Origin of the sequence: Rhodococcus sp. IEGM 1409, assembly GCF_030056735.1 — a bacterium.
Lineage (GTDB): Bacteria > Actinomycetota > Actinomycetes > Mycobacteriales > Mycobacteriaceae > Rhodococcus_F.
The window spans coordinates 136178-159781 of sequence record NZ_JASHKN010000001.1; the positions used below are offsets into that span (position 1 = coordinate 136178).

Genomic DNA, 23604 nt, shown 5'->3' on the forward strand with positions numbered 1-23604 from the left:
AGCGTGCACACTGGGGCGAACGCACCGAAACAGAACACGCCATGGCGGGAGCCGAATGTCCGTTCACGCAGGGTCGTCGAATGTCGACGAGAAAACCCCGGACGAGAAAAACACGGACACGAACTACGCACCTTCGGGTCCCGTGCTCACAGTTCTCGGACTGTGCGGAATCGTCGTCGCCCTTATGCAGACGCTGGTCGTCCCGATCATTCCGCAGTTGCCGCACCTGCTGAACTCTTCTCCCGCCGACACGTCGTGGGCGATCACCGCAACGCTGCTCGCCGCCGCCGTGATCACGCCGATCAGCGGACGCCTCGGCGACATGTTCGGCAAGAAACGAATGCTGCTGGTCAGTCTCGGGACGGTCGTCCTCGGCTCGGCGATCTGCGCGCTCGCGCCTTCACTGATCGTGCTGGTGATCGGACGTGCACTTCAAGGTGCATCGGTAGGTGCAATTCCGTTGGGAATCGCCATCATTCGCGACGTTCTTCCGCCGAAGAAGGTGGCCGGCGCCATGGCCGTCATGAGCGCCACCCTCGGCGTCGGCGGTGCGATCGGACTACCGATCGCCGCAGTGATTGCACAGAATGCCAACTGGCACTTCCTGTTCGTCACTTCGGCGGCATTCGGCTTGATCTGCATCGCACTGGTTGCGTTTGTCATTCCGGAATCGAAAGTACGTCGCCCGGGACGTTTCGACTTCATCGGAGCGCTCGGTCTCACCGCCGGACTCATTACCCTTCTGCTCCCGATCACGAAGGGCGGAACCTGGGGGTGGGGCGACGCGAAAACACTGGGACTCCTGGCGGTTTCCGCCCTCAGCTTCCTGGTGTGGGGATGGTGGGAACTTCGACGCAGCGCACCGCTGGTGGACCTTCGCGTATCGGCCCGGCCGCAGGTTCTCTTCACCAACTTCGCGTCGATCGCCGTCGGTTTTGCCATGTACGGCAATTCCTTGACGCTCCCCCAACTTCTCATGGCACCGACGTCCACCGGCTATGGCCTCGGATTATCCATGGTCGCAGCGGGACTTGCGTTGGCCCCCGGTGGACTTGTCATGATGGCGCTCTCACCCGTCTCCGCTCGGATTTCAGCTTGGCGAGGTCCACGAATCACGTTGATGCTTGGTGCCCTCGTGATCGGATTGGGTTACGCCTTCGCATATTTCACGGTGTCGAGCGTCTGGCAGGTCGCCGTGGCCGGAATGTTCATCGGCGCGGGGGTCGGACTCTCGTACTCGGCCATGCCAGCCTTGATCATGGGCGCGGTACCCATCACGGAATCTGCGGCCGCGAACGGACTGAACTCTCTGATGCGATCGATCGGCACGTCGACGTCTGCCGCGATCGTGAGCGTCGTTCTGGCTGGGATGACAATCACGGTCGGCTCCGCAGTGATCCCCTCGTTCGAGGCGTTTCGCGCCACGTTCCTGATTTCCATCGCCGCCGCCGTCGCGACAATGGTGTTCGCCGGACTGATCCCCAAACAGAAAGTCTGATAAGGGAATCAACCCGGCGGAGGACTCACTTCACCGAAGAGTCTTCGATGCTGCCCGTCTGCAACTTCGACAGAAGTGTGTAGATGAAGTCGATGATGAATTCCACGTGTTGCCCTCTCACATAATGGGTCCCCGACCCGTCGACGACGGTACCGCAGAACCCTTCTGCATCGAATCGCCGACACACAATTCTGCAACGTGTTCTAATTTGAGGCGACGACTACCCGAGGAGTTTTCATGACCTGGTCACGCACTGAACTTGAGGAAGCATTCGCGAGTTACCAGAACACCGTTGTCGAGTGCACTCGTTCCGGCGACTGGAATGCCTTCGCGGACCTGTTCACCGAGGACGTCGTCTACGTGGAACACGCTTTCGGCACTCTCGACGGCCGAGAAGCCGTACGCAAGTGGGTGACTCGCACGATGACCGAGTTCCCGGGGCGCCGGATGACCGAGTTCCCGGCCAACTGGTTCGTCGTCGACGAGCAGCGCGGATGGATCGTGTGCGAGATCGACAACCCGATGGAGGATCCGGGTGACGGATCCAAGCACGGCGCCGCCAACATCACGATCCTGCACTATGCGGGCGACGGATTGTGGTCTCGCGAAGAAGACGCCTACAACCCGATGAACTTTTTGTCGATGGCAAAAGCATGGTGCCTCGCCGCCGAAGCGGCGGGCGCTCTCCCCGATGACGCGAAGGCCTGGCTCGCCAAATTCGGCGCTATGGTGCGATAGATCCCGTCGGCAGCGACGATCCGACGGGCTGGACCGGACCGACCGAGCCGGCCAACGACCATTGCCCGTAGTCGCGAGTGAGGATCGAATTCAGATCCACGCCGACGCCGTCGACCTTGCGCTTGTCGATTTCGAACTGGTGCAGGTTTGCCCGCGGGTGCACATACCCTGCGGGTGAACCCCAGTTGTGCTGCCAGAACCAGGTTCCGACCCCGGCACCGATCATCGCGTCGATCACGCGAGTGTTTCCGTAGATACCGAGCGCCCCGTTGCCGACAACCGAGGCCCACCCCTCGAGGTACGGCGCGATCAGCGTCGTGATCTCGGTACTGGTGGGATTGTCGTCGATCGACGCGTAGATCGGCCGACCGGACGGCCCCCCGGCCGCAGCATGTAGTTCGAGGCCACGGGACGCGTGACGCTTGCCGGCCTCGCGGGCCCCGCGCCAGTCCGCCGTTCCACCCTTGCCGAATTGATAGCAGGAAACGACCTGGAGTCCGGCCGCCGTCAACGCGTCGGTTTCCCGCGCCAGTACGGGCTTACCGACCATCCAATCTGCGCCCGGTCGTCGATCCGAGACGTATCGAATGGCGCCTGCATACCCGGCGGCCTTGATTGCCTGAGCGGACGGCACGCCGGCGGCGTAATCGAGCAGGGTCCCGAGCGAACCGGCATTGGCCACCGACGTCGTACCGCTCAATGCAGCGAGTCCGGCAGCTGCCGATCCAGCGGCTGCGTACTTGAAGAGGTTTCTTCGCGAGACGTGCACAAAGCTCCGATCATCGGCGTGTCCCGCTCGAAGTGGCGGGCAGGCAAGCTGTCTTCTTTCGCTCGCATTCCACCACAGTCACATCGTCCCCGCCATGCACTTGGCCAACACGAGCCACATTTGCGACAAATGGGCTCAGCGCGCATTCGGCCACCTGCCCGCCGAAAACTAAAGAAGTGCCCCCGAGTCTGCGACTCGGGGGCACTTCTGGCTTTGCGGGACTTACTCGGCCGACAGGCCTTCAACGCTTCCGGAGATGAAGTCGAGGAATCCGAAGAGGTCAGCGAAAGCGCCGAGGAAGTCTGAGATGTCGCCGAAACCGATAGTAGGCATTGAATTAGCTCCTGTCAGTGATGAACTGTCCGTGATGGCGGGCCACTGGCTGGCTGCCGGGCATAACTTTAGAGCCCTTCCGTTACTTTGGCGACACCAAATGTGTCCGGGACGTTACATTTCAGCCTCTTCCGGCCATAGACATACACACAGGTGACACCCACCGGCAGTGATCAAACTGTCACCTACGGGCGATTTGTTGACACATTCCGAACATCGTTCCCGATAGCAGCTATCAGCCAGCATGACATCTGTACGCCGAACACAAGTTTGGCAAGCCTTACTTAACTGACCGGGTGTTTCACCCGATAGAGCGCGTACCAGCAGATTGGCCAAATCGCATCTGGCAATCGGGCCGGTCGAGCTTAGCGCTCACGCAAACATTCAGCCACAGTTCGAGTTAGCGAGATCTTTACGCCTAAAACGACCGTCCCGCCGCGGTCCCACACCGTACTTAGCGGTCATCATGGTGATGCTATTCACACCGTGTCGAGGAACTTCGGGTGCCGATGGCAATCCCATCTCCACACCAATTGGACATTCGAGGGCAAGGTGGAGTTCATGAACCTCACGAAAACGAAGTCCTGGGGTGAGCTGTCACCCGCGCAGTGCCGCATCGTCGCCCTGCTCGGAACGATTCAGTCCCTGTTGGCGATTGCCGCGTGGACCGACCTCGCGCGACGACCTGCCGAAACGGTGAACGGCAGCAAGAAGAAGTGGGCAGCGATCATCTTCGTCAACTTCTTCGGACCGCTCGCCTACTTCCGCCGAGGCCGGATTCAGTCGAAGTAGTCCCAGAACTGCAGCCACTTCACCGACGCGAACAGGGTCAGAGTTACGGCATACACCGCGATTACCGCCGCGACTCCGCGCCAGTTGGTGCGGGGAACGGCGCCGTCGACCGGGTCCAGCCAATGGCGGAACCACTTCGTGACCGTCGGCATCAGGAACCACGTCATGGCGCCGACGCTGACTATCTGGCTCAGCCACATCGAGAGCCACGGCGGCGCTCCGATCCCGTCGAGCAGCGGTCCGAGAAACCTCGACAGCGTCATCACCGTCGGATAGAGAACGAGCAGGATGATCATCGCCGTCTTCCAATTCGGCGTCGCACGGGTCTGCCCGTTCTCCGTGCGCAGGATCGTGCCGAACGGCGTCGACCGCGTGGTCTCGGTGAAGTCCTCGGCTAGCTCGGCTCGCAGTTTCGGTAGTGCCGCGGCCCTTTCGGGCGACGCCATCCACACCGCCAACTGCTGTTCGGTCCGAAACCGAAGTACGGACTTCCACTGGGTGGAGTCGGTGACCGACCGCAACAACATCACTGACTCGTAGCCTGAAAATCGCGAACTGAGATCGATGAGGTGTCGTTGCGTTCGCAGAAACTCGTTCTCCTTACCCACGACGACGGCATGGTCGTACACACCGATACCGGGCGGCGGCAAAAGGCCGTCGACCAGGACCAGATCACTCGTCTGCGCGAGAATTCCCGTTGCCGCAGCCGATCTTTCGAGATCGCGGCGTTCGCCCGACTCCAGCCAACGATGAAGATCGTCGGCACTGTCAAAGGTGACGGACAACCCGTGCGACACCGGATCCGGTTGATCACTGATGCCACAGCTCAGGTAGCCGTCGAATCGACCGGCGATCTCGGCCGCACGCTCCACCCACGCCCGGAATCCCGAACTCGTTCGGTGGTACCCGGTGATGGCGGTTGCGGACACGTCAGCCCGACACCCGGCGCCCTTGCACGTACACGTGCGCAATCGCGGGTTCGCGCATCGCCATCAGGAGCCCGAAAAGCGTCTGGTCGCGGGCGAGTATCGGATCATCCGAACGCGTTCCATGGTTGACGAGCCCGGCGAGCGGCGGCCACCCGGCCGGATCGATCACCAGGAAGTCGGCCTCTTTGCCCTCGTCGAAGTTGCCGATCCGGTTCTCCATGTCCAGCGCGCGAGCACCGGCGAGAGTTCCGGTGAACAGCAGTTCGGCGGGGTGCATCGACACTCCGTCGTCGCCGGCTTCGGAGATGTGAACCTTGAAGGCGTCGCCGAGGACTCGGGTGAGCAGGCACTCGTCGCCGCCGCCGAAGTCCGATCCGATCGCGATGTTGACCCCTGATGCAACGGTTCGTTTCCACGGCATGGTGCCTGAGCCGAGAAACTGCTGGGACGTCGGACAATGTGCGATCGAGGTTCCGGTCTCGGCCATTCGTGCGAGTTCGGAGTCCTGGCAGTGCACCGAGTGCGCGAGAATCGCACGCGGACCCAGGAAGCTCTTTCCGCCGACTTGCGAGCCGGGGAGGAACTTGCCGTCGTACGTGTCGAGATAGGTCTCGACCTCGTACTCGGCAAGTGTGGTTGCCACCTCGCCGGTTCCCGGCCGGTTGTTCTCGTTGAGGTGACTGTGGAAGTAGACGCCGCGGTCGCGGACCGAGTCGTACAACTCCCCCAGCGCTTTCAGCGTTCGGGTCGTCACCGCGAGGGAGAAGCGCGGAACCACTGCGACGTGAACCAAGGCAGTGTTCACGTCACCGGTGTCGGCCGCGTGCCACTTGTCGATCTCCTCGCGGGTGAGCCTGATCGCGTCCTCTTCCGAGGTGATCAGCGCGGCGGCGGAGGCCGGGCCGGTGGTCTGAATCCCCCGCCCGCTGACCACTCGAAGGCCGCGTTTCAGAGTTTCCGAGAACAACGCGTCCTGCGCGTGCGGGAAGGCCGATCCGAACACCATCGCGGCCGTGGTTCCCGTGGCGATTCGGCGAGCGCAGAAGGCCTCGGCAGCGTGCTGGGCGAACTCGGGATCAGCAAACCTCGATTCGGAGGGAAAGACACAGAGGTCGAGCCACTCGAGGAGCTGACCGCCGCCGTACGCGTCGCCGGCGTACGTTTGCGGGAAGTGAATGTGTGCGTCGACAAATCCGGGCAGCAGGAATCCTGGCCGGTGATCGTGGGTTTCAGCGCCTTCGAGTTCACTCGGGAGTGATTCGAATTCTCCGCAGTAGACGATGGTTCCCGCTTCGTCGATCGCCAACACGCCGTCGGGGATCGAGACGAGCGACTGCGCCGCATCCTCAACCGTCGGACGACCGGAAATGTGGAAGACATGGCCTCGATGAAGGTGCGTCACTCACTGAGCAAAGCACAAAACTACCCGGCGCCGCGCGGCGAATACTGTCCTTTTTGTCAGATATTGGGATCAAGCAAGAGTTGCGTGCCAAACAAGAGCCGCAGCCAGCGCGCCCGCCCCGTTCAACGACCAATGCAGAGCAATCGGCGCAATGAGGCTGCCACTGCGATGACGGAGCCAGGTGAATACGAGACCGGCTGCAGCGGTGGCGAGAACAGCTCCGAGGATTCCGGCGACCTGACCGACGACTCCGGTACCGAGAAAGCCGGAAAGCCCCTCGTTGCCGCTGGTCAAACCCATCGACGACGCGATGTGCCACAGTCCGAACATCAGTGAACCGGCCGCTGCGACGCCCCGGAATCCACTGACCCGGTTCAGCGTGCCGTGCAGGACGCCGCGGAAAGCCAACTCTTCGGGTATGACGGTCTGGAGCGGAATGACGATCATCGACGCGATGATGGCGCCGGAAATTGTGGCGTAGCGATCCGCCATGAAGAAGGGGCGCGTAAGCGGAAGCAGCGCACCGACGGCGACAACCGTCAGGACCAAACCGACGGCGGCGAGGGCGTACTTCGAACCCTTCCGCAGGTCACGGGGAGACAGCCCGAGCTCCGCCCACCCCATCCCCCGGCGTTTGGTGAGCGCCAGCAGAACGAGAGCAGAGATAGGTACCGTGGCGATACTTGCCCAGGCGGTGGTGAAGTGCGCGATCAGATTCGTTCCGACCAGCACCACGATCACAACAGCGATATCCACGTATGCGTGCATCCGCGGAAAACGGGGAGCGGTCGCTGCGATCTCCACTGGACCGATCTCCACGGGGCCGTCGCTCGTTAGCTGAAAGTTCACTTTTTCCAGTGTACCGACGTACGAGAACTGCCCGCCACTTTTTGCGAACACGCTCACAGTGACGGGCAGGCCCTGAAATGGCACTGATCAGGCCCCGAGCGTGCTCGCGAACTTCGGAACCGCGTTGTCGATTGCGTAGGTCAGCCCCGGTACGGAGCCACTCGAGAAAGCATTGACGAGTGAAACGTCATCGAGAATCAACAAGTGTCCATGTTGGGCCGACGGAATTGCACGCAATAGCGGATCGTTCGCAAACGCACTGCTGTCGAGGAAGATCGGGAACAGCACGGTGAGATCGGCGTCGAACAGGTTGAGGTTCTCGTTGGCGACCGGAACGTAGAAATTGCCGGTTGCTTTTTCGGTGATCGCGGCCGGAATCGTGAAGCCGAGACGGGTCATGAAGTCTGCGCGCGCGTCACCGGGTACGTAGGCGGCGTAACCGTCGGAACTGTAGGCACCGATTGCCACGGTCTTGCCCGCGAAGTTCGAATTGGTGGCAATCGCGGCGTCGAACTTGGCGTCGAGGCCGTCGAGTAGCGCCTTGCCTTCCGCTTCCTTACCGAGTGCCTTGGCGACGAGTTCAGTCTGCTGCTCGACCGTCGTCCCGTAGGCCGTGGAGAGACCTGGAGGCGGCCCGACCGTCGGCGCGATGGCGCTGAGCTTGTCGTACGTCGCCTGCGTGTTGTCGCTCCGCGTCCACAAAATGAGGTCCGGCTCGAGTGCGATGACGTCCTCGACGCTCAGATCCATCGTTCCGAGGATCTTCGGGTCGGTGGTGAACTCGTCCGCAACCCACGGTCCGACGCCCTTGCCGCCGAACGCCATCCAGTCCGCGACGCCCACTGGTTGAGTGCCCACATCGTCGAAATGGTTGCGCCCGCCTCCGCCGGTGCGTCAGCACTGTCGCTACTGCAACCGGCAAGCCCGGCGACGGCAAGCGAGGCTGCCAGCGCCGTGACTGCAATCTTCATTCGAGAGACTTTGATCCGCATGGTTACCAGCACTCCTCCAACGCTCCAGCGAGAATTAGGGAAGGCTAGCGTCAGCTAAAGAAGACTGTCGCCCGTCTGTCACGTCATGTTCAGGATGCGTCTGCGGCCTTTTCGAGTTCCGCGATGTCAATTTTCTTCATCTTCATCATCGCGTCCGTGGCGCGTTGCGCCTTGGCTCGATCTGGATCCTGCATCAGTTCGAGGAGACGATTCGGGACTACCTGCCAGGACAGTCCGAACTTGTCCTTGGCCCATCCACACGGGCCTTCTTCCCCGCCATCGGTCAGCCGGGACCAGTAGTGATCGACCTCCGCCTGATCGACGCACGGAATCTCGAAAGACACGGCCTCCGAGAACGTGAACATCGGTCCGCCGTTCAATCCGGTGAATCGCTGACCGCCGAGCTCGAAGCTGACGGTCATCACCGATCCCGCCGGCATTCCGGAGGGCGATCCCTCGACGTACCTTTCGATTCCGAGTATCTGCCCGGAACCGAACACCGAGATGTAGAAGTTCGCTGCTTCTTCTGCTTGATTGTCGAACCACAAACAGGGGGTGATGGAAGGCATGTTCTGTCCTTGTCGGAGAGGTTACGAATCAGGTGTACACGGTTATAGACCCGACCGGAAACGAAAACTCATCGCAAGGAACTGCTCAAGCGGACAACGCAGATTCGAGCATCGACCATGACCGAACGAGTTCGTCGCGCCAATACGGCCAACCGTGCGTCCCCACCGCTTGAGCGCTGCGGGTGACATCGACTCCTCGCTCGCGCAGCACCTGCGTGATCTGGTCGGTGCACAGGTTCGATCCCAGTTCCATAACCCCGCCCACGACCAGTACACGACCCAGGGCAGGAGTATCGAGGGTTTCGTGGGGGCCTGGTAGTCCCGACCCCGAGGCGAGATACACCTTGGTGCCGCGCAGCTTGTCGGCATTGGCGAAGATGTCGTGCTCTTGCCAAGCCTCACTGCCGGCCGGACCCCACATCTGCTCCGAACGGGCATTTCCGTTGACGACCACAAGATCGGTCAACGCCTTGCCGAATCCTCCGACGGTTGTGTAGCAGCCGCTGTAGCCGGCGACCGCGTCGTACAACCCGGCTGAGCGTTGGGCCAGGATCAGCGCGGCTTCTGCACCCATCGAGATCCCGCCGATTGCGTTGTGCCCGTTGGTCGCGAACCTCTCGTCGATCAGCGAGGGAAGCTCTTTTGTCAGGAACGTCTCCCACTTCAGACGACCGAATTTCGGGTGATCTTCCTGCCAATCGGTGTACATGGTGCCGGTTCCACCGATGGGGAGTACGACGTTCACATTCTTGTCGGCGAAGAACGGCACGATATCGCCGTTGGTCGGGGCCAACCAGTTGTTCTCCTCGATCTGCCCGGAATTGCCATCCAGGAGATACAGCGTCCCGCGCGGTTCCGAGCGGTCGGCCGGAAGTAGCACTTTCACCGCCATGGTGCGCCCCATGGCGGGACTCAGAACGTCGAGAAGAACCAAGCGCGAGGACAGTTCGGAGACGCTCGTTATCTTCGGGGCCTCGTCGGCGAGTGCGGTCGACGGCAGCGCAAGAAGTGAACTCAGGGCGAGCGCGCCGACGAGAACGACGCTTCGAAGGCTCACTCGACGGGAACTCACACGCCGAGCGACGCGGCGATCATCGGCCACGAATCGTGTAAGTCGTCTTCCCAGTATCCCCATGAATGCGTTCCTGCCGGCTTGAAGTTGTAGCGAATGTCGTTCATACCCAATGCGTTCGTCTTTTCCGCAAGCTGGGTGGTGCAGTAGTGAGTTGCTGCCTCGATTCCGCCACCGAGAACAAACTGCACCGGATTTCGCGAGGCTTGGGTCCGGCCGCTCCATTGAGTAGGTAGAGCGTCGGAGCGGGTGTCGAGGTATCAGCCGGCCGCAAGACCTGCAACGGTATGTCGCGCCCCACCGACGGTGAGTACACCGAGGTGTCGACCAGCCTGCTGTCCACTGATTGAGCGTGACCCGGTGCGCTGAGAAAGTTGGAACCCACATACCGCCGTGGTCAGAGCCACGAAGACGCGGAAAACCGTTCGTAAGGAACGAGTCTCGATCATCCGGGTCACTCTCTTCGGCAGCGGTACCGTTCGAACGGTACCGCCTGAGACAGGCAAAACCGACGTGATCGGAAAAACGCGACCCGGTCGACACGGAAAGGCTCACGCACCGAGTGCGTGAGCCTTTCTCGTCAGACGACGCTTACTTGGGCGTAACCGTGCCGCCGCTGAGCGTGGTCAGTGCGTCGACGAGACGCTGGCCGAGGTTGTTGACGCTTCCGAATGCTTCACCGAGAGATCCCATGAGTTTCCTCCTGCAGTTAGTAGAAGTTGAAGTAACTACGTCCGAAGCGGACGCTGCAAAGTTGCGCTGGATTAAGGAGTCGGGTCCTTGGAGATGCCCTCTACCGAACCCATGAAAGTCTTGAGCAGACCGTCAGCACTGAACAGTGATCCCAGGCCCTGAACAACAGCGCCGAGAATACCTTCCATTGAACCCATGTGAATCTCCTTGAGAAGTCAGAGGTCAGCCGTCAAAAAGCACCCGACAGTGCTGTGACAGCTGCGTCACATCTGTAATGTATCCGTGACGTGGGTAACAGTAATCATACGAACGACCAGTTGGCAAAGAATTCCGACAATGGGGTCATTATTTCGACTAATAAGGTCTGCTACTGAAAAAATTCCGGCAAATCGGTCGGATTTTACTGATTCTGTTGCCGCGATCATTAACCGACACACAACCTGCGGTTACTCACCAGTAAACTGAAATCATGTCTAGCGCAACCTCACTCACGCAGGTAGCTAATTTCCGGTGGCACCGCCATCAACTCGACACCCCTCTTGCCGGTGATGCCGATCACCACGATTGCGACATTCTCGATCTCGGGATTCAGAACACCGGACCGGACGGCGCCGCCTGGGCACTACAGATCCGCGGCGTACGCGTCGACGCCACTGACCACGCTCTTGCCTGGACGTTGCGCGGAGCTCCCCACTACTACCGTCGTCGCGACCTGCCTGCCGTCGCTGTCGCCACGTCGCCGTTCAGTGAAGTCGATGCAGCCAAACGTATTTACGACGCGAACCGGCCGCTGAAGGCCGCCGGCATCCCGACGCTGACTGCCCTGCAAACAGTTGCTACCGCGATGCGGGACATCGTCTCGAAACCAACCGTCAAGGGCGAGATGTCCGCGCAATTGACCACGCGGGTCACCGAACCGTATTTGAGATTCTGCCGACCGTGTAACGCCACCCATCTGTACGAGATGCCGTTCCGGCTCGCGGCGCTTCAGGCGGGCCTCGAGCTGCAGCCGGACACATCTCCCCCAGTGCTCGAACGCATTCCGGGTTGGCGTCGACGCCCGTACACAGCCTCAGGTTCTGACGCCGATCCCCGCTTCGACGTGATTCGCGGGTATCTGCGCTTCTACGGCCCCGCCACTCCTGCTCACGTCGCGTCGTTTCTCGATGCTCCGGTCAAGGATGTCAGAGCCCACTGGCCCACCGATGCCGAGGAGATCGAGGTGAACGGCGAGAAGCGGTGGATTCTCGAACAGGACCGCGAAGACTTGCTCGGCTCCCCCACCGATTCGAGTACGCGCCTGCTCGGGCCTTTCGATCCGTATGTACAGCTCAAGGATCGGCAGACCTTGGTTCCCGACCCGGCCGCACAGAAGACGGTATGGCCGACCCTCGGGCGACCGGGCACGGTGGTGGTCGGCGGCACGATCACCGGACTGTGGCGACCGCGGGCGTCCGGAAAGAATCTGAAGGTCGCGATCACCCCGTGGGGAACGTGGTCCCGATCGGCCCGCGCAGCAGTCGCCGAGCAGGCCGAAATACTTGCCGAATTTCGTGGCGCCGAGCTCTCCGAACTGGTCGAAGTATCTTGATCGAGCCAGTGCGGCACGGATAATTCCAGCTCACACCCGCCCCGATTCGGAGAAGGAAACCCCCAACGATAACCTGAATGCGACCTTCGCACGCACCCTTGTTCAGGAGAGATGATGGCCGACTTCCTCTATGAGGACCTGTTGCCGATCGGTGATGACACCACCGAGTACCGATTGCTCACCACCGAAGGGGTGTCGACAGTCGAGGGACCGGACGGCCGCACCTTCCTGCAGGTCGAGCCGGAGGCGATGCGTCTGCTGACCGAAACGGCGCTGCACGACATCTCTCACTACCTGCGCACGGATCACCTGACGCAGCTGGCGAGCATCCTCGACGATCCCGAAGCGTCGGACAACGACAAGTTCGTGGCGCTCGATCTACTCAAGAACGCCAACATCGCCGCGGCCGGTGTCCTGCCGATGTGCCAGGACACCGGAACCGCCATCGTCATGGGCAAGCGTGGGCAGCATGTGCTCACCCCCGGAGACGACGAGAAGTCCATTGCCCGAGGCGTCTACGACGCCTACACGCGTCTGAACCTTCGCTACTCGCAGAACGCCCCCATCACGATGTGGGATGAGAAGAACACCGGCAACAACCTGCCCGCGCAGATCGAGCTGTACGCCGATACTGCTGCCGGACACGAGAACTCGTACAAGTTCCTCTTCATGGCCAAGGGCGGCGGCAGCGCCAACAAGTCCTACCTGTACCAGGAAACCAAAGCGATCCTGAATCCCGACTCGATGATGCAGTTCCTCGAGGCGAAGATCCGCTCACTCGGGACAGCAGCCTGCCCGCCGTACCACCTCGCAATCGTCGTCGGCGGTACCTCGGCCGAGTTCGCGATGAAGACGGCGAAGTACGCGTCGGCGCACTACCTCGACGAATTGCCCACCGAAGGCGCTATCACGGGTCGCGGCTTCCGCGATCACGAACTCGAGAAGAAAGTTTTCGAGCTCACGCAGAAGATCGGTATCGGCGCACAATTCGGCGGCAAGTACTTCTGCCACGACGTCCGCGTCGTCCGACTCCCCCGTCACGGCGCTTCGTTGCCCGTCGCCATTGCGGTGTCCTGCTCGGCCGATCGACAGGCCAAGGCCAAGATCACGCCGGAGGGCGTGTTCCTGGAACAGCTCGAATTCAACCCTGGCCGCTTCTTGCCCGAGGTCACGGACGCTCAGCTCGACGAAGAGACCGATGGAATTTCGGGCACCGGCAAGGGCGCTGCGGTCAAGATCGATCTGACCAAGCCGATGTCGGAGATCCTGGCCGAGCTCTCCAAGCACCCGGTGAAGACTCGTCTCTCCTTGACCGGTCCGCTCGTCGTGGCACGCGACATCGCGCACGCCAAGATCAAAGAGCGTCTCGACGCCGGCGAAGAAATGCCGCAGTACCTCAAGGATCACCCGGTGTACTACGCCGGCCCTGCCAAGACGCCCGACGGCATGGCGTCCGGTTCGTTCGGCCCGACCACGGCCGGCCGCATGGACTCGTACGTCGAGCAGTTCCAGGCTGCCGGAGGCTCGATGATCATGCTGGCCAAGGGAAACCGTTCCAAGCAGGTCACCGACGCCTGCAACTCGCACGGCGGTTTCTACCTCGGATCGATCGGTGGACCGGCCGCTCGCCTGGCGCTCGACTGCATCAAGAAGGTCGACATCCTCGAGTACGCCGAACTGGGTATGGAAGCCGTCTGGAAGATCGATGTCGAGGACTTCCCCGCCTTCATCGTCGTCGACGACAAGGGCAACGACTTCTTCGCCCACACCGGTGAAGTGACCCTGACGATCGGCAAGCGTCCGGGTCTGTAAACACGTCAACAGCAAAGAGCCCCGGCGCGTTTCGATCGCCGGGGCTCTTTTGTGTTTTGTCAGGTCCAGAGCGCAGCCACGAACACGGTCACGATCGACAACCCTCCGACGACGTGCACCAGATTCGGATTGGGTTGCCCCTTCTTCTGCTTCGCCCGGGTGATCTCGGCGAGGGCCACGATGACCAGCGAAAGCACCAGCTTCACAGCGATTTTCGCGTGAATGTAGTTCTTGTCCAGCGCGCCCTCGCCCAGACCGACGAGGATCAGGCCGGACACGAATTGCATCCTGGCACCCCACACCATGACCTCGGTGATCGAGGGAGCCTTGAGGACGGTGAAGTAGCTACCGACCAGGGCAGCCATACCGAGTAGGTGAATCACTACAAAGATGTTGTATAGAACAGACATACAAGCACTTTAACTTGTACCTTGTTCTGGCCGAACGGAACTACGACTTCTCTCAGAGAATTCCGGCTTCGGATGCGGCGGAACGATATTTCGCTGCCAATGTGTCCACCGTCTCGTGTGCGTTGAGGCCACTGGGATTGGGCACGATCCAGAGTTTTGCCCCCTCGAAATCGCGGTCCTGGCGCCCGGCCTTCGCCTTCTTGTCACCGAAAGCTGTTCGATAGGCGGTGATCCCGGCGAAGGCAACGACTACTGGTTTGGTTGCGCGCACGATGTTTCGGACCCGAATTCCGCCAGTTGCGAGTTCCTCCGAGGTCAATTCATCTGCGCGCGCAGTTGCCCGCACCGCCAAATTGGTGATGCCCACTCCCCGACCGATCAGATGTTGTGTGTCAGCGTCCGACATACCCGAGGAGGGATCGATCGCACGCTCGATGATGCCTGCCCGCAGCAGTGCCGGATAAAACCGATTGCCCGGCCTGGCGAAATGCGCGCCGGTCGCCGCCGTCCACAGCCCCGGATTGATACCGACGAACAACAGCCGACAATCCGGCCCGATCAGATCCTCGATCTCGGCGTCTCGGAACGATTCCAGTTCGGCACGCGTGAATCCCATGCTCCCAGTAGATCAGGCCGTCACGACAGCGCTTCGCGCACCTCGTCGATCGCGTCGTGCATCATCTGCTCGTACACATCGATGTCCGGAATCGAGGCCGGACTGCTCGTGATGCTGATCGTCACCGTGTCCCCGATCCCGTGTACGCCGTGGGTCAACGACATGACCGGCGACAAACTCGGGAAGCCCGCTGTGAACCGAACGACGCCGCCTCCGAGCACCAGATCCGCATCACCACGCGCGACACTCGACACGACGGTGTTGCCGGTGACCTCGTCGGGCACGACCGTGAAATCGTATTGCTGCACGCCCCAACGGACGAGCGGTCCGGGAACCGCGTTGAGCGCGAGATCCGAAGCTGCGCTGGACGGATGGGACGCACGTGCACGACGCTCGTCCATCGACTCCTTGATCCGTCGGGCTCGCTCCCGGAGGCCGTCGATATCCGGGAACAGTCCGACACCCGCATTGCGGAAGTGGTTGCGCGCCGTGGGTGTACCGGCCTTGGCGATAGTCACCTCGGCTCCCAATTCGGGCGGTACCGAACCGTCTCGTTCGGTGAGATAGTTCGCCATCGCCACCGAGATCGCGGTCATCGCACCGACTGTGACGGACACGTCGTCGCCGCGGAAATCTGCACTGTCCCGCACGACCATGCGCACCAGCCGATGAGGTCCGGGAGGGATGTTGGAGCGCACCTTGGGACGGCTCGCCGCTTGCGGCGCAACAACTCCCGACTCGGTATCCGCCTGCAGTTGCAACTGCGCTTTGTGCCCCGCTCGGCCGTCGCGGAACAGTGAGACAAGCTGACCTGGCAGGCGCAGAGCCGCGCGGCCCAGTATTTCTGCTGATCCGCTGTGTCGCCCGTCCATCTTCTGTGGTGTGGGCGGTTGCGGCGAGAACAGCAGGCGAGCGATCGCCGATGCCCGCTTGCCGTCCGCCAGAGAATGAGCGACCTGCAGAACTGCGATCAGCGCCCGGCCGCTACAGCGCGGCACGCCGCTGACATCCTGAAACAGGTGCAGCGTCCACGGCGACTGACGCGGGTCGACGTGATGCTCGAGTAGTTTCTCGATTCCCTGAATGCACGAGATCCACGAGTCATCGGGCAGCTCATGCACTCTCACCAACAAGGTATCGACCGGCATGGGCTCCCAGACCGGATAGTCGAGGTGCCACGGTGATTCACGAATCCGAACATTGAGATCAGGAATGAGCGACGCTCTTTCCACCACCGAGCGTCGTAGCTCGTCGATCGACTGACTCTGCCCGTCGAAGCAGTAGAGCAGTAGCTGATCGTTGGGGATCTTCTCCGAAATCCAGAAGGTTTGGGCGTCGGTAGGCGTCATCCGTAACACCGGGAGACGGTACCACCGGCTCGTCAGCCCTTTTCTGCAGCAGCTTTCAGCTGGGACAGGCCCTTCTCGAAATCCTTTCCGACAAGCTTGTCCATGCTGAAGATGAAACCGAAGATCTTGAAGAACAGATTCTTCTTTCCGGTCATCTTCCACGTCACCTGAACTTCACCGGCATTGGGAGAGACACCGGCATTCGGAGAGATGAGAAAGGTGGTGACGTTCTGCGCCTTGAACGGCTTGCGGAAGGCCAGGTCCAAAACTACGCGTTCGCCTGGAACGGACTCGGTGATCACCATCGAACCGGAGCCCGCCTTCTTGTTTCCGGCCCAGGCATACGAAGCCCCGACGCCCGCGTCAGGACCCGCGTACGTGCGCTGCATCGCCGGGTCGAGACCTTCCCACGGCGACCACTGAGTCCACTGATGGAAATCGTTGATCAACGCAAAGACGACCGATGCTTCTGCCTTGACGATCGTCGTACGTTCTACCAGGAATTCGTCGGAATTCTGCGAAGCCATCGTCGATCTCCAATTCTCGGGCGTGACAAGTGTTCGGAATTATCCACGGTCGACGAGATCGAGGCGAGTCGACACTCAGTCCCGCAGGCACAGGCAGAAATGGTGACCGACCGGATCGCGGTAGACGCGGAAAGTCTGATGCTCCGGGATGCCGGTCACCCGCTGCGCACCGAGGCTCGTCACCCAAGCCTCCGCGGGGTCGAGAGAATCCACGAGCAGATCCAGATGGATCCCGACGCCGGACGTCGGCCAGTCCACCGGAACAAAATCCGGAGCGAGCTGAAACGCGAGCCGCTCCCCGCCGGGTCCTTCGATCACGTGCCAATCATCCTCGTCCCGAACACTTTTCCACTCGAGGACCTGGACGTAGAAGTTGGCCAATGCAGCCGGATCCGGGCAGTCCAGGACTGTGTAGTCCATACCGATGCTCGGGCGCGTCACTGTGCCTTCTTCTCCTGAACTTTCTTACGAACGAACAACAACGGAAGAACCAGTGTCGCAACTGCGGTTACCAGCCACACGACGACGGTTCCCAGAATCCAATTCGAGACACCGGAGATCGACAGATTGGAGAAGATCGACGCCACCAACAGAGCGACAAACGTCGACACCAATCCGATTCCGCCGAGAAATGCCGGTGCATGTCGCTTTGCCACCGTCGCGATGAACGGCGCCAAGACCGACTGCGCAATCGCAAAGATCACGACCGCCACGATGAATCCGGATGTAGGCGCCGAGAAGCCCGAAAGAATCAACGACGCAACAAGAAGCCCGACAGCCGCAGAACCCAGGAAGATCGCGGCGCGAATCAGGAAGCTGATCATTTATTGATCCTATATGTCGGATATCGAGGACAACAGATATTCACAATCCCAGAGATCGAGAACTTCGGCCCGGACCTTTGCGCTGTGGGTGTCGTGGCGGGCGAGCGCGTCGGCCGATCCGCGTTCCAGGCAGGCATACGCAATTGCCGTGCCGACGCTTCCCGCACCGACCACGGACACTTTTCGTCTGGACGAACGATTCGACGTCGTCATGGGTAAATGGTGCTCGCTCTATAACGATTTCGCAGCACTACGGATTGCCAGTCTCTTCTCAGGGTTTGGATGCCGACTTCTCAGAATCGGCGTGGATGATCGCTGACATGGCTGAGGTAACCGTTCTTGCAGTTGGCGGCACCGGCGAATCCCACGTCGGCGACGACGGCGCCCGTGTGCGCGGACTCCTCAGTGCCGTTACCGACGAACTCGACAGTCGATTCGATTCTCGCTGGGTCGCGTATCCCGCGTCGTACGGCCCGGTCGCCGACGGCGGCCTGAGCTTTCGGCACAGCACCGCGATGGGTGTGAAGGCCCTCTCGACCGAAATCGCGCAGTCGGGCGGCCCCGTGATGCTGATCGGATACTCACAGGGATGCACAGTAATCCGAGCGGCACTTCCGACGCTGACTCTTCCGACACTCAACGGCGCCAACATCATCGGAGTCGGACTGATCTCCGATCCGCAACAACCGGCCGGCGTCGTCGAAGGTTGTGAGGGACACGGTGTTGCCGGCGATGGACCGGAAGTCCAGCCGTGGATCCCGGTCAAGTGGATCGGCCACCCGCAGGACATGATCTGTAATGCCAGCGACGACAGCTACATTCGCGACATCGCAGACTTGACGCGCTGGATGTCCTTCTCGCAGGCGCGGGTGTGGGCACGCAAGGTGTGGGAACTCCTTCGTAGCAATGCTTTCCAGAATGCGCAGAAGACTCGTTTCAGCCCGAAACAGTGGCGCACCGATCTACGACGCATTCGCACCGCGTTCCTCGAGGTACTCGGCTATCTGCCGACGCGGCTGAACCTGAACCGTTTTCAATTACAGAACCCTCGCGGCGGTAGACACATCAGCTACGCAATCGAACCTCTCGACGAGAGTGGACTGACCGGGTGCGAGCTTCTGGCGTCGTGGATGAAGATCCAAGCGAGCGGCGTCGGGCAGCACATTCACGCGGCCTGACCTTTACCGTTAGTTTACCTAACGAACCCCGGCGAGCCATTCGACGCCTCTACGTTCCTTTCATGCAACTCAGCAGAATATTGTCGTGTGCCGCCGTGACCGTCGCACTCCCCCTCACCGCGCTGGCGACCCCGGCCACCGCATCGCCAACCGGCAGTCTCGACTGGTCCGGTTCGTTCGGTAGTTCAGCGCCCCAGCCGGTTTCGACGTTCGACGTCCAAGCCCACCGCGGCGGACTCGGCCTGTACACGGAGAGCAGCCTGGCTGCGTTCTCCAACGCCCTCGAAATGGGCGTCAGCACACTCGAACTCGATACCCAGATCACCGAAGACGGGATCGCTGTCGTCACACACGATCGTAAGATCTCGAACAAGAAATGCCTCGACACGGAGCCAGCCACTACCGGCGACCCGGAGTTCCCGTACGTCGGTAAATTCGTCAACACGCTGCGCCTGCAGCAGATCAAGACCATGGACTGTGGCACCCTCCCCCTTGCTGGATACCCTGAGCAGCAAAATGTTCCGGGAGCGAAAATGCAGACACTCGAAGAAGTACTCGCTCTGGTGAAGTCGTACAACGCACCCGGAATCAAGCTCAACATCGAGACCAAGGTGGAAGCCGGAGCGCCTCACGAGACCGCCCCGCGTGAGCAGTTCGTATCTGTAGTCCTCGACACGATCCGGGCAGCAGGATTGTTGGACAGCGTCACCATTCAGAGCTTCGACTGGGGCTCGCTGATGCTCACCCGTCAACTCGCGCCGAGTGTGCCCGTCGTCGCGCTCACTAACGGCGACTTTCTCCAGGTAGGCAAGGACGGAGCGTCACCGTGGCTCGGCGGCCTGGACATCGATGATTTCGGTGGCGACGGCATCGCGGCGGTGTCAACCTTCGGCGCCTCCGCCTACTCCCCTGTCCAGGGAACTCCGCAGGGAGGAAAGGTCGGCGACCCCGGTTTCGCCTTGTACCCGACAGCCGACATGATCGCGAGCGCACATCCGCGTGGCATGAAGGTCATCCCGTGGACCGTCGATGATCCCGCCACCATGCACGCCCTCATCGACCTCGGTGTCGACGGAATCATCACCGATTACCCCGACCGTCTCCGTTTCGTCCTGACCGAGCGCGGTATGCCGCTACCCGCGCCTGCGGTCAAGAAGTAGCCTGCGGCCCACTCCGAAGCAGGTACCTGAACAGGTACTACGGCCGATGCCCGCGGGGTCCCGCCGGACGGATCCTGGACAGGTACTTGCTCGGGTGATCGGAGGTGAATTCTGATGATGTCTTTGAAGGATCAGTTGGACAACTGCGAATACCTACTTGCCGACGCGGAAATTGCAGGTGACTGGAATGCTGTTCGGCGATTCAGGGAATACCGGCTGAGGCTGGTTCGGCAACTGTCCAGGCAGAGGGCTTCCGGTCTCTGCATCTAGGCCAAGCTTCAGCCCCATCTGAGGTGCGGCCTGAGTCCCTCTGGGCGGTTACGATCCGCCGTCGCCCGAGTCACAGTCGGGTGCTCTTACCAATTGAGCTACAGAAGGTATGGACCGCAGCGCTTTTCGACTGCGGTCTTTGTCTCCCGAACCATACGGACCCGCCTGTCGTCCGCGCTACTGATTTTCGACTCGACGATCTCTGGTGATCACCGCTCCGAGTTGGTTCCCGCGTCCCCGCGGGGACGTCTCCGGCAAGGCCACACCGAATCACCGCTGACCAGCAGTCGATGGGATGATTACCTGTGTGTCCATGTCCCCACCGCTGCCCGTCAAGAACGGAGTTGGCCCGACGCGTCTACGCATCCCGCTGTCCGGGCCGTGGGCGACAATCGCTGAGTACGTCGTGGCCAAGTTCGACCATCTGGAAGCCGAAAACCTGTATCGGCGGTTCGACGACGGCGAGTTCGTGGGTATCGACGGTCACACGATCTGCCGGAGCACAGAACTCAGCGCACACCAGTTTATCTGGTACTACCGTGAGTTACCGGCGGAGGACCCGGTGCCGTTTCACGAAGAAATCCTGCACGTCGACGACGACCTCGTCGTGATCGACAAACCACATTTTCTCCCGACCACCCCCAGCGGGCGCTACCTGCGCGAGTCGGCACTCGTCCGACTGCGGGTCCGCCTCGACAATCCAGATCTGACCCCGATCCATCGACTCGACCGCGGCACCGCAGGGGTGGTGATGTTCTCGGCCCGCCCCGAGACGCGCGGCGCGTACCAGTCTTTGTTCGAGAAGCGGCAAGTCACGAAGGTCTACGAGGCGGTGTCGGCGCGACCCCCACTTTGGGGCCAGGATGCACCGGCGCTCGCCGAATCCGACGGTCCCCTCGTCTACCGCAACCATATCGAAGCTCGGCGCGGGGAGCTGCGGGTCCTCGTCGACGACAGCCGTGAACCCAACTCGGAGACCATGATCGAGGCGCGAGGAACGGGCGTGAGCGCCTCCGGACGTACTGTGCTGCACACGGTTCTACGTCCGCACTCCGGGCGAATGCACCAGTTGCGGGTGCATTTGGCGGCTCTCGGCGCCGGGATTCTGGGCGACCGGCGATACCCCGACCTGCTGCCCGACGCACCCGACGATCATTCTCTCCCACTCCAATTGCTCGCGAGGGAACTCGAATTCACCGATCCGTTGTCGGGGAGACCGCGGCGGTTTGTCACGCGTCGGACGCTCAGCGAGATGCCCGTCTAACTGCTGAGTGCGCGTCTGACGTCTGTGCCTTCAGGCACCTGGAGACTATCGCTGGCCTGGTATCCAGGCGAAGTCGTCCTGGAGAATCTACGATGACCGGACTGCGCAAGATTCTCGCTGACGGCAAGACCCGCAGTGCTGCGGACGAACTGCTCCGTGACCACACGGGTTCTGCAGCGGATGAACGACCTAGAATGGGCCGCTGACCCTGGACCTCGAGTATTGAAGTGGAACTCCACCACATCGCCGTCGGCCGTGACGTATGCCCGGGTCCGACCCCCACGCACCCGGGGCGCGCCGACTCGGGAAGCGTGATCACAGGATCGTTCACGCTTGGTACCTGGCCGCCGTGTCGATCGCACGGACCGTGAGCTCCTCTCTGATTCGCGGTGGCCCCAGCGCTACGGCAGCGGGCCCGGCAGCCCACATTGCCCGGACAGCATGAGCGTCCTCGGCGAACTCCAACTCCGCTCGCCACCAACCGTCGGCCCCGCCTTCACGACTGTGGACCCGAAGTGACTTGGCGGACAACGCCTCCCACACATCTTCGCGTACCAGACACGAAACCACGACCTTCGGAAGTGAATTGCGAAATGAGTCCCAGTGCACCAAGAATGCCGCTTCCAGATCCACCTGGACATCGCGAACGGCAGGCTCGGCAAGCACCGTGAGCTCTTCGACACGGGACACGCGGTACGTCCGCTCGACGCCGTCACGCCGCGCCAACAGGTACCAATGGGAACCGGCAAACACCAGGCCGATCGGGTCGAGGGTCCGCTCCGCAGCGGGCGCAGTACGACTGCTGTATCGCACACGTATTCGCAGTCCGTCGATCACCGCCCGCTGTAATTCGACCAGGTGCAGATCCGGCGGAGTGGGCCAGACAAATCCGTCGGGACGCACGAGTATCCGCTGCGAAGCACGGTTTGCCTCCGCGCGGTGTGACTCCGGGAGAGCGGCGGCCACCTTGCGCATCGCGCTTGCAAAATGCGGCGAGTCGACGCGACCGGCACCAGAGGCCAGCAAGGCTTTTGCTTCCTCCAGAGTGAGGCCCGTGAGGTCGGTGCGGTATCCGGGAATCAGGCTGATTCCGCCGCCGCGTCCGCGATCGGTGTAGACGGGCACTCCCGACGTGGACAGAGCGTCGATGTCGCGAAGCACTGTCCGTTTGGACACTTCCAACTCGGAGGCAATATCCGATGCGGTCAGCCGTCCGCGTCGTTGCAGAAGCATGAGGATGGCCAGAAGCCGGTCGGCGCGCATGTTCTGAAATCTTGCCAGCAGAACATGACAGGAGATGACATGTTTGGCGGGTCTACTTGATTGCACGACCGCACTCCACGCGGCACCGACGAGAGGATTTCCGCCATCAACACCGTCAGCGCTCCCGAACTGATCGACCCACGCCCCATCTATCTCGGAGCGACAACGTGGGTGACGGCCCTGCTCCGAAGCGTCCGAGAGGACCAACTCTCGCTGCCGACACCATGCGACGAGTACGACGTCAAAACCCTGTCGTCACACCTGATCGGAACAGTCGGTCGAATCATCGCCATCGCGGAACTGGGAAGCCCCGAATCGGTGTCACCGATCGCACCCGAGTACGACGCGAATACCTTCGCGCGCCTGGCCGAGCTCGCCCAGAAGGCGTGGGCGGACGACGCTATGCTCGACAAGCCCATCGTCGCACCGTGGGGCGAGTCTTCCGGCCGAATTGCGCTCTGGGGCTACACAAACGAGGTGCTCGTCCACGGCTGGGACCTGGCGGTAGCGATCGGGCAGCCGGCCGAAGCCGATCCGGCCTTGGTGGAGCCGACGGCAGCGATGCAACGTCAAGTCTTGCCCCCTGCCGCCCGCGTGCCGGGCGTACCCTTTTCCGTGGTCGTGGAGCCTCGCGCTGAGGCGGGCCCCACCGAGCGTCTGGCCAACTGGTCCGGGCGTTCTTCGGCGGGTTGGGTCTAACTGCC

The 23604-nt window shown here is 61.5% G+C and carries 26 protein-coding genes and 1 tRNA gene; 9 read left to right on the forward strand and 18 right to left on the reverse strand.

The genetic code is table 11. The annotated features are described in order from the left end of the window. Positions 1 to 55 precede the first annotated feature (55 nt). Together QM716_RS00625 and QM716_RS00630 are read left to right on the forward strand one after the other, a co-directional pair. Positions 56 to 1498 carry an MFS transporter gene (locus QM716_RS00625; RefSeq protein ID WP_283301550.1) on the forward strand — a complete coding sequence of 481 codons (1443 nt, stop codon included), beginning with the start codon at positions 56 to 58 and terminating at the stop codon, positions 1496 to 1498. Between the two features lie 237 nt (positions 1499 to 1735). Beyond that, positions 1736 to 2236: a nuclear transport factor 2 family protein gene (locus QM716_RS00630; RefSeq protein WP_283301552.1), complete on the forward strand. Its 501-nt coding sequence runs from the start codon at positions 1736 to 1738 to the stop codon at positions 2234 to 2236. On the opposite strand, the gene QM716_RS00635 is transcribed toward QM716_RS00630, so the two are convergent. Continuing rightward, positions 2223 to 3005: a DUF1906 domain-containing protein gene (locus tag QM716_RS00635; protein ID WP_283301555.1), complete on the reverse strand. Its 783-nt coding sequence runs from the start codon at positions 3003 to 3005 to the stop codon at positions 2223 to 2225. The genes QM716_RS00630 and QM716_RS00635 overlap by 14 nt on opposite strands. Before the next feature lie 894 nt (positions 3006 to 3899). Here QM716_RS00635 and QM716_RS00640 point away from each other — a divergent pair. Continuing rightward, positions 3900 to 4130 carry a PLD nuclease N-terminal domain-containing protein gene (locus QM716_RS00640; protein WP_283301557.1) on the forward strand — a complete coding sequence of 77 codons (231 nt, stop codon included), beginning with the start codon at positions 3900 to 3902 and terminating at the stop codon, positions 4128 to 4130. Here the strand turns inward: QM716_RS00640 and QM716_RS00645 are convergent. The 8 genes from QM716_RS00645 to QM716_RS00680 form a co-directional block, all read right to left on the reverse strand. Further along, positions 4118 to 5059 (reverse strand): antibiotic biosynthesis monooxygenase, encoded by a 942-nt coding sequence (locus QM716_RS00645; protein WP_283301559.1) that lies wholly within the window; start codon positions 5057 to 5059, stop codon positions 4118 to 4120. The genes QM716_RS00640 and QM716_RS00645 overlap by 13 nt on opposite strands. 1 nt (position 5060) lies before the next feature. Next, on the reverse strand, positions 5061 to 6461 hold the full coding sequence (locus tag QM716_RS00650) for an amidohydrolase family protein (RefSeq protein WP_283301560.1): 1401 nt from the start codon (positions 6459 to 6461) through the stop codon (positions 5061 to 5063). Positions 6462 to 6530: 69 nt separating this feature from the next. Continuing rightward, positions 6531 to 7229, reverse strand: coding sequence for a CPBP family intramembrane glutamic endopeptidase (locus QM716_RS00655; protein ID WP_283303001.1), 699 nt, complete (start codon positions 7227 to 7229; stop codon positions 6531 to 6533). Positions 7230 to 7397: 168 nt separating this feature from the next. Continuing rightward, positions 7398 to 8168 carry an ABC transporter substrate-binding protein gene (locus QM716_RS00660; protein ID WP_283301562.1) on the reverse strand — a complete coding sequence of 257 codons (771 nt, stop codon included), beginning with the start codon at positions 8166 to 8168 and terminating at the stop codon, positions 7398 to 7400. 223 nt (positions 8169 to 8391) lie between these two features. Further along, a complete protein-coding gene (locus tag QM716_RS00665) occupies positions 8392 to 8871 on the reverse strand; it encodes a VOC family protein (RefSeq protein ID WP_283301564.1) in 480 nt (159 codons plus the stop codon). A gap of 85 nt (positions 8872 to 8956) precedes the next feature. Further along, positions 8957 to 9928 (reverse strand): alpha/beta hydrolase, encoded by a 972-nt coding sequence (locus QM716_RS00670; protein WP_283301566.1) that lies wholly within the window; start codon positions 9926 to 9928, stop codon positions 8957 to 8959. An 11-nt stretch (positions 9929 to 9939) separates the two neighbouring features. Continuing rightward, positions 9940 to 10134 (reverse strand): hypothetical protein, encoded by a 195-nt coding sequence (locus tag QM716_RS00675; RefSeq protein WP_502941925.1) that lies wholly within the window; start codon positions 10132 to 10134, stop codon positions 9940 to 9942. Positions 10135 to 10707: 573 nt separating this feature from the next. Then, positions 10708 to 10833, reverse strand: coding sequence for a hypothetical protein (locus QM716_RS00680; protein WP_283301568.1), 126 nt, complete (start codon positions 10831 to 10833; stop codon positions 10708 to 10710). Positions 10834 to 11105: 272 nt separating this feature from the next. On the opposite strand from QM716_RS00680, the gene QM716_RS00685 reads away from it, so the two are divergent. Together QM716_RS00685 and QM716_RS00690 are read left to right on the forward strand one after the other, a co-directional pair. Beyond that, positions 11106 to 12227 (forward strand): winged helix DNA-binding domain-containing protein, encoded by a 1122-nt coding sequence (locus tag QM716_RS00685; RefSeq protein ID WP_283301570.1) that lies wholly within the window; start codon positions 11106 to 11108, stop codon positions 12225 to 12227. 114 nt (positions 12228 to 12341) lie between these two features. Next, positions 12342 to 14039: a fumarate hydratase gene (locus tag QM716_RS00690; RefSeq protein WP_283301572.1), complete on the forward strand. Its 1698-nt coding sequence runs from the start codon at positions 12342 to 12344 to the stop codon at positions 14037 to 14039. 59 nt (positions 14040 to 14098) lie between these two features. On the opposite strand, the gene QM716_RS00695 is transcribed toward QM716_RS00690, so the two are convergent. From QM716_RS00695 to QM716_RS00725, 7 genes are all read right to left on the reverse strand, one after another. Next, the gene (locus QM716_RS00695) at positions 14099 to 14449 is read right to left on the reverse strand and encodes a hypothetical protein (RefSeq protein ID WP_283301574.1); all 351 of its coding nucleotides are present in this window, start codon (positions 14447 to 14449) and stop codon (positions 14099 to 14101) included. Positions 14450 to 14501: 52 nt separating this feature from the next. Continuing rightward, complete coding sequence (locus tag QM716_RS00700; RefSeq protein ID WP_283301575.1) at positions 14502 to 15065, reverse strand: mismatch-specific DNA-glycosylase; 564 nt, start codon at positions 15063 to 15065, stop codon at positions 14502 to 14504. A 20-nt stretch (positions 15066 to 15085) separates the two neighbouring features. Beyond that, positions 15086 to 16414, reverse strand: coding sequence for a WS/DGAT domain-containing protein (locus tag QM716_RS00705; protein WP_283301577.1), 1329 nt, complete (start codon positions 16412 to 16414; stop codon positions 15086 to 15088). A gap of 32 nt (positions 16415 to 16446) precedes the next feature. Then, the gene (locus QM716_RS00710) at positions 16447 to 16941 is read right to left on the reverse strand and encodes an SRPBCC family protein (RefSeq protein WP_283301578.1); all 495 of its coding nucleotides are present in this window, start codon (positions 16939 to 16941) and stop codon (positions 16447 to 16449) included. A 75-nt stretch (positions 16942 to 17016) separates the two neighbouring features. Next, positions 17017 to 17382, reverse strand: coding sequence for a VOC family protein (locus QM716_RS00715; protein ID WP_283301584.1), 366 nt, complete (start codon positions 17380 to 17382; stop codon positions 17017 to 17019). Next, positions 17379 to 17765 carry a phage holin family protein gene (locus tag QM716_RS00720; protein WP_283301586.1) on the reverse strand — a complete coding sequence of 129 codons (387 nt, stop codon included), beginning with the start codon at positions 17763 to 17765 and terminating at the stop codon, positions 17379 to 17381. Before QM716_RS00720 ends, QM716_RS00715 begins: the two co-directional genes overlap by 4 nt. Positions 17766 to 17774: 9 nt before the next feature. Beyond that, positions 17775 to 17978: a lactate/malate family dehydrogenase gene (locus QM716_RS00725; protein WP_283301588.1), complete on the reverse strand. Its 204-nt coding sequence runs from the start codon at positions 17976 to 17978 to the stop codon at positions 17775 to 17777. A 107-nt stretch (positions 17979 to 18085) separates the two neighbouring features. Between QM716_RS00725 and QM716_RS00730 the strand changes: the two genes are divergently transcribed. Together QM716_RS00730 and QM716_RS00735 are read left to right on the forward strand one after the other, a co-directional pair. Further along, a complete protein-coding gene (locus tag QM716_RS00730) occupies positions 18086 to 18943 on the forward strand; it encodes a PE-PPE domain-containing protein (protein WP_283301590.1) in 858 nt (285 codons plus the stop codon). A 62-nt stretch (positions 18944 to 19005) separates the two neighbouring features. Further along, the gene (locus QM716_RS00735; RefSeq protein WP_502941926.1) at positions 19006 to 20103 is read left to right on the forward strand and encodes a glycerophosphodiester phosphodiesterase family protein; all 1098 of its coding nucleotides are present in this window, start codon (positions 19006 to 19008) and stop codon (positions 20101 to 20103) included. A gap of 305 nt (positions 20104 to 20408) precedes the next feature. Here QM716_RS00735 and QM716_RS00740 read toward each other — a convergent pair. Further along, positions 20409 to 20481 (reverse strand) — tRNA-His (locus QM716_RS00740). Positions 20482 to 20668: 187 nt separating this feature from the next. Here QM716_RS00740 and QM716_RS00745 point away from each other — a divergent pair. Beyond that, on the forward strand, positions 20669 to 21637 hold the full coding sequence (locus QM716_RS00745) for a pseudouridine synthase (protein WP_283301594.1): 969 nt from the start codon (positions 20669 to 20671) through the stop codon (positions 21635 to 21637). Between the two features lie 327 nt (positions 21638 to 21964). Here QM716_RS00745 and QM716_RS00750 read toward each other — a convergent pair whose 3' ends face one another. Next, positions 21965 to 22900, reverse strand: coding sequence for a helix-turn-helix transcriptional regulator (locus tag QM716_RS00750; protein ID WP_283301596.1), 936 nt, complete (start codon positions 22898 to 22900; stop codon positions 21965 to 21967). A 105-nt stretch (positions 22901 to 23005) separates the two neighbouring features. Here QM716_RS00750 and QM716_RS00755 point away from each other — a divergent pair, with 105 nt between their 5' ends. Beyond that, complete coding sequence (locus tag QM716_RS00755; RefSeq protein ID WP_283303003.1) at positions 23006 to 23599, forward strand: TIGR03086 family metal-binding protein; 594 nt, start codon at positions 23006 to 23008, stop codon at positions 23597 to 23599. The last annotated feature ends 5 nt before the right edge of the window (positions 23600 to 23604 follow it).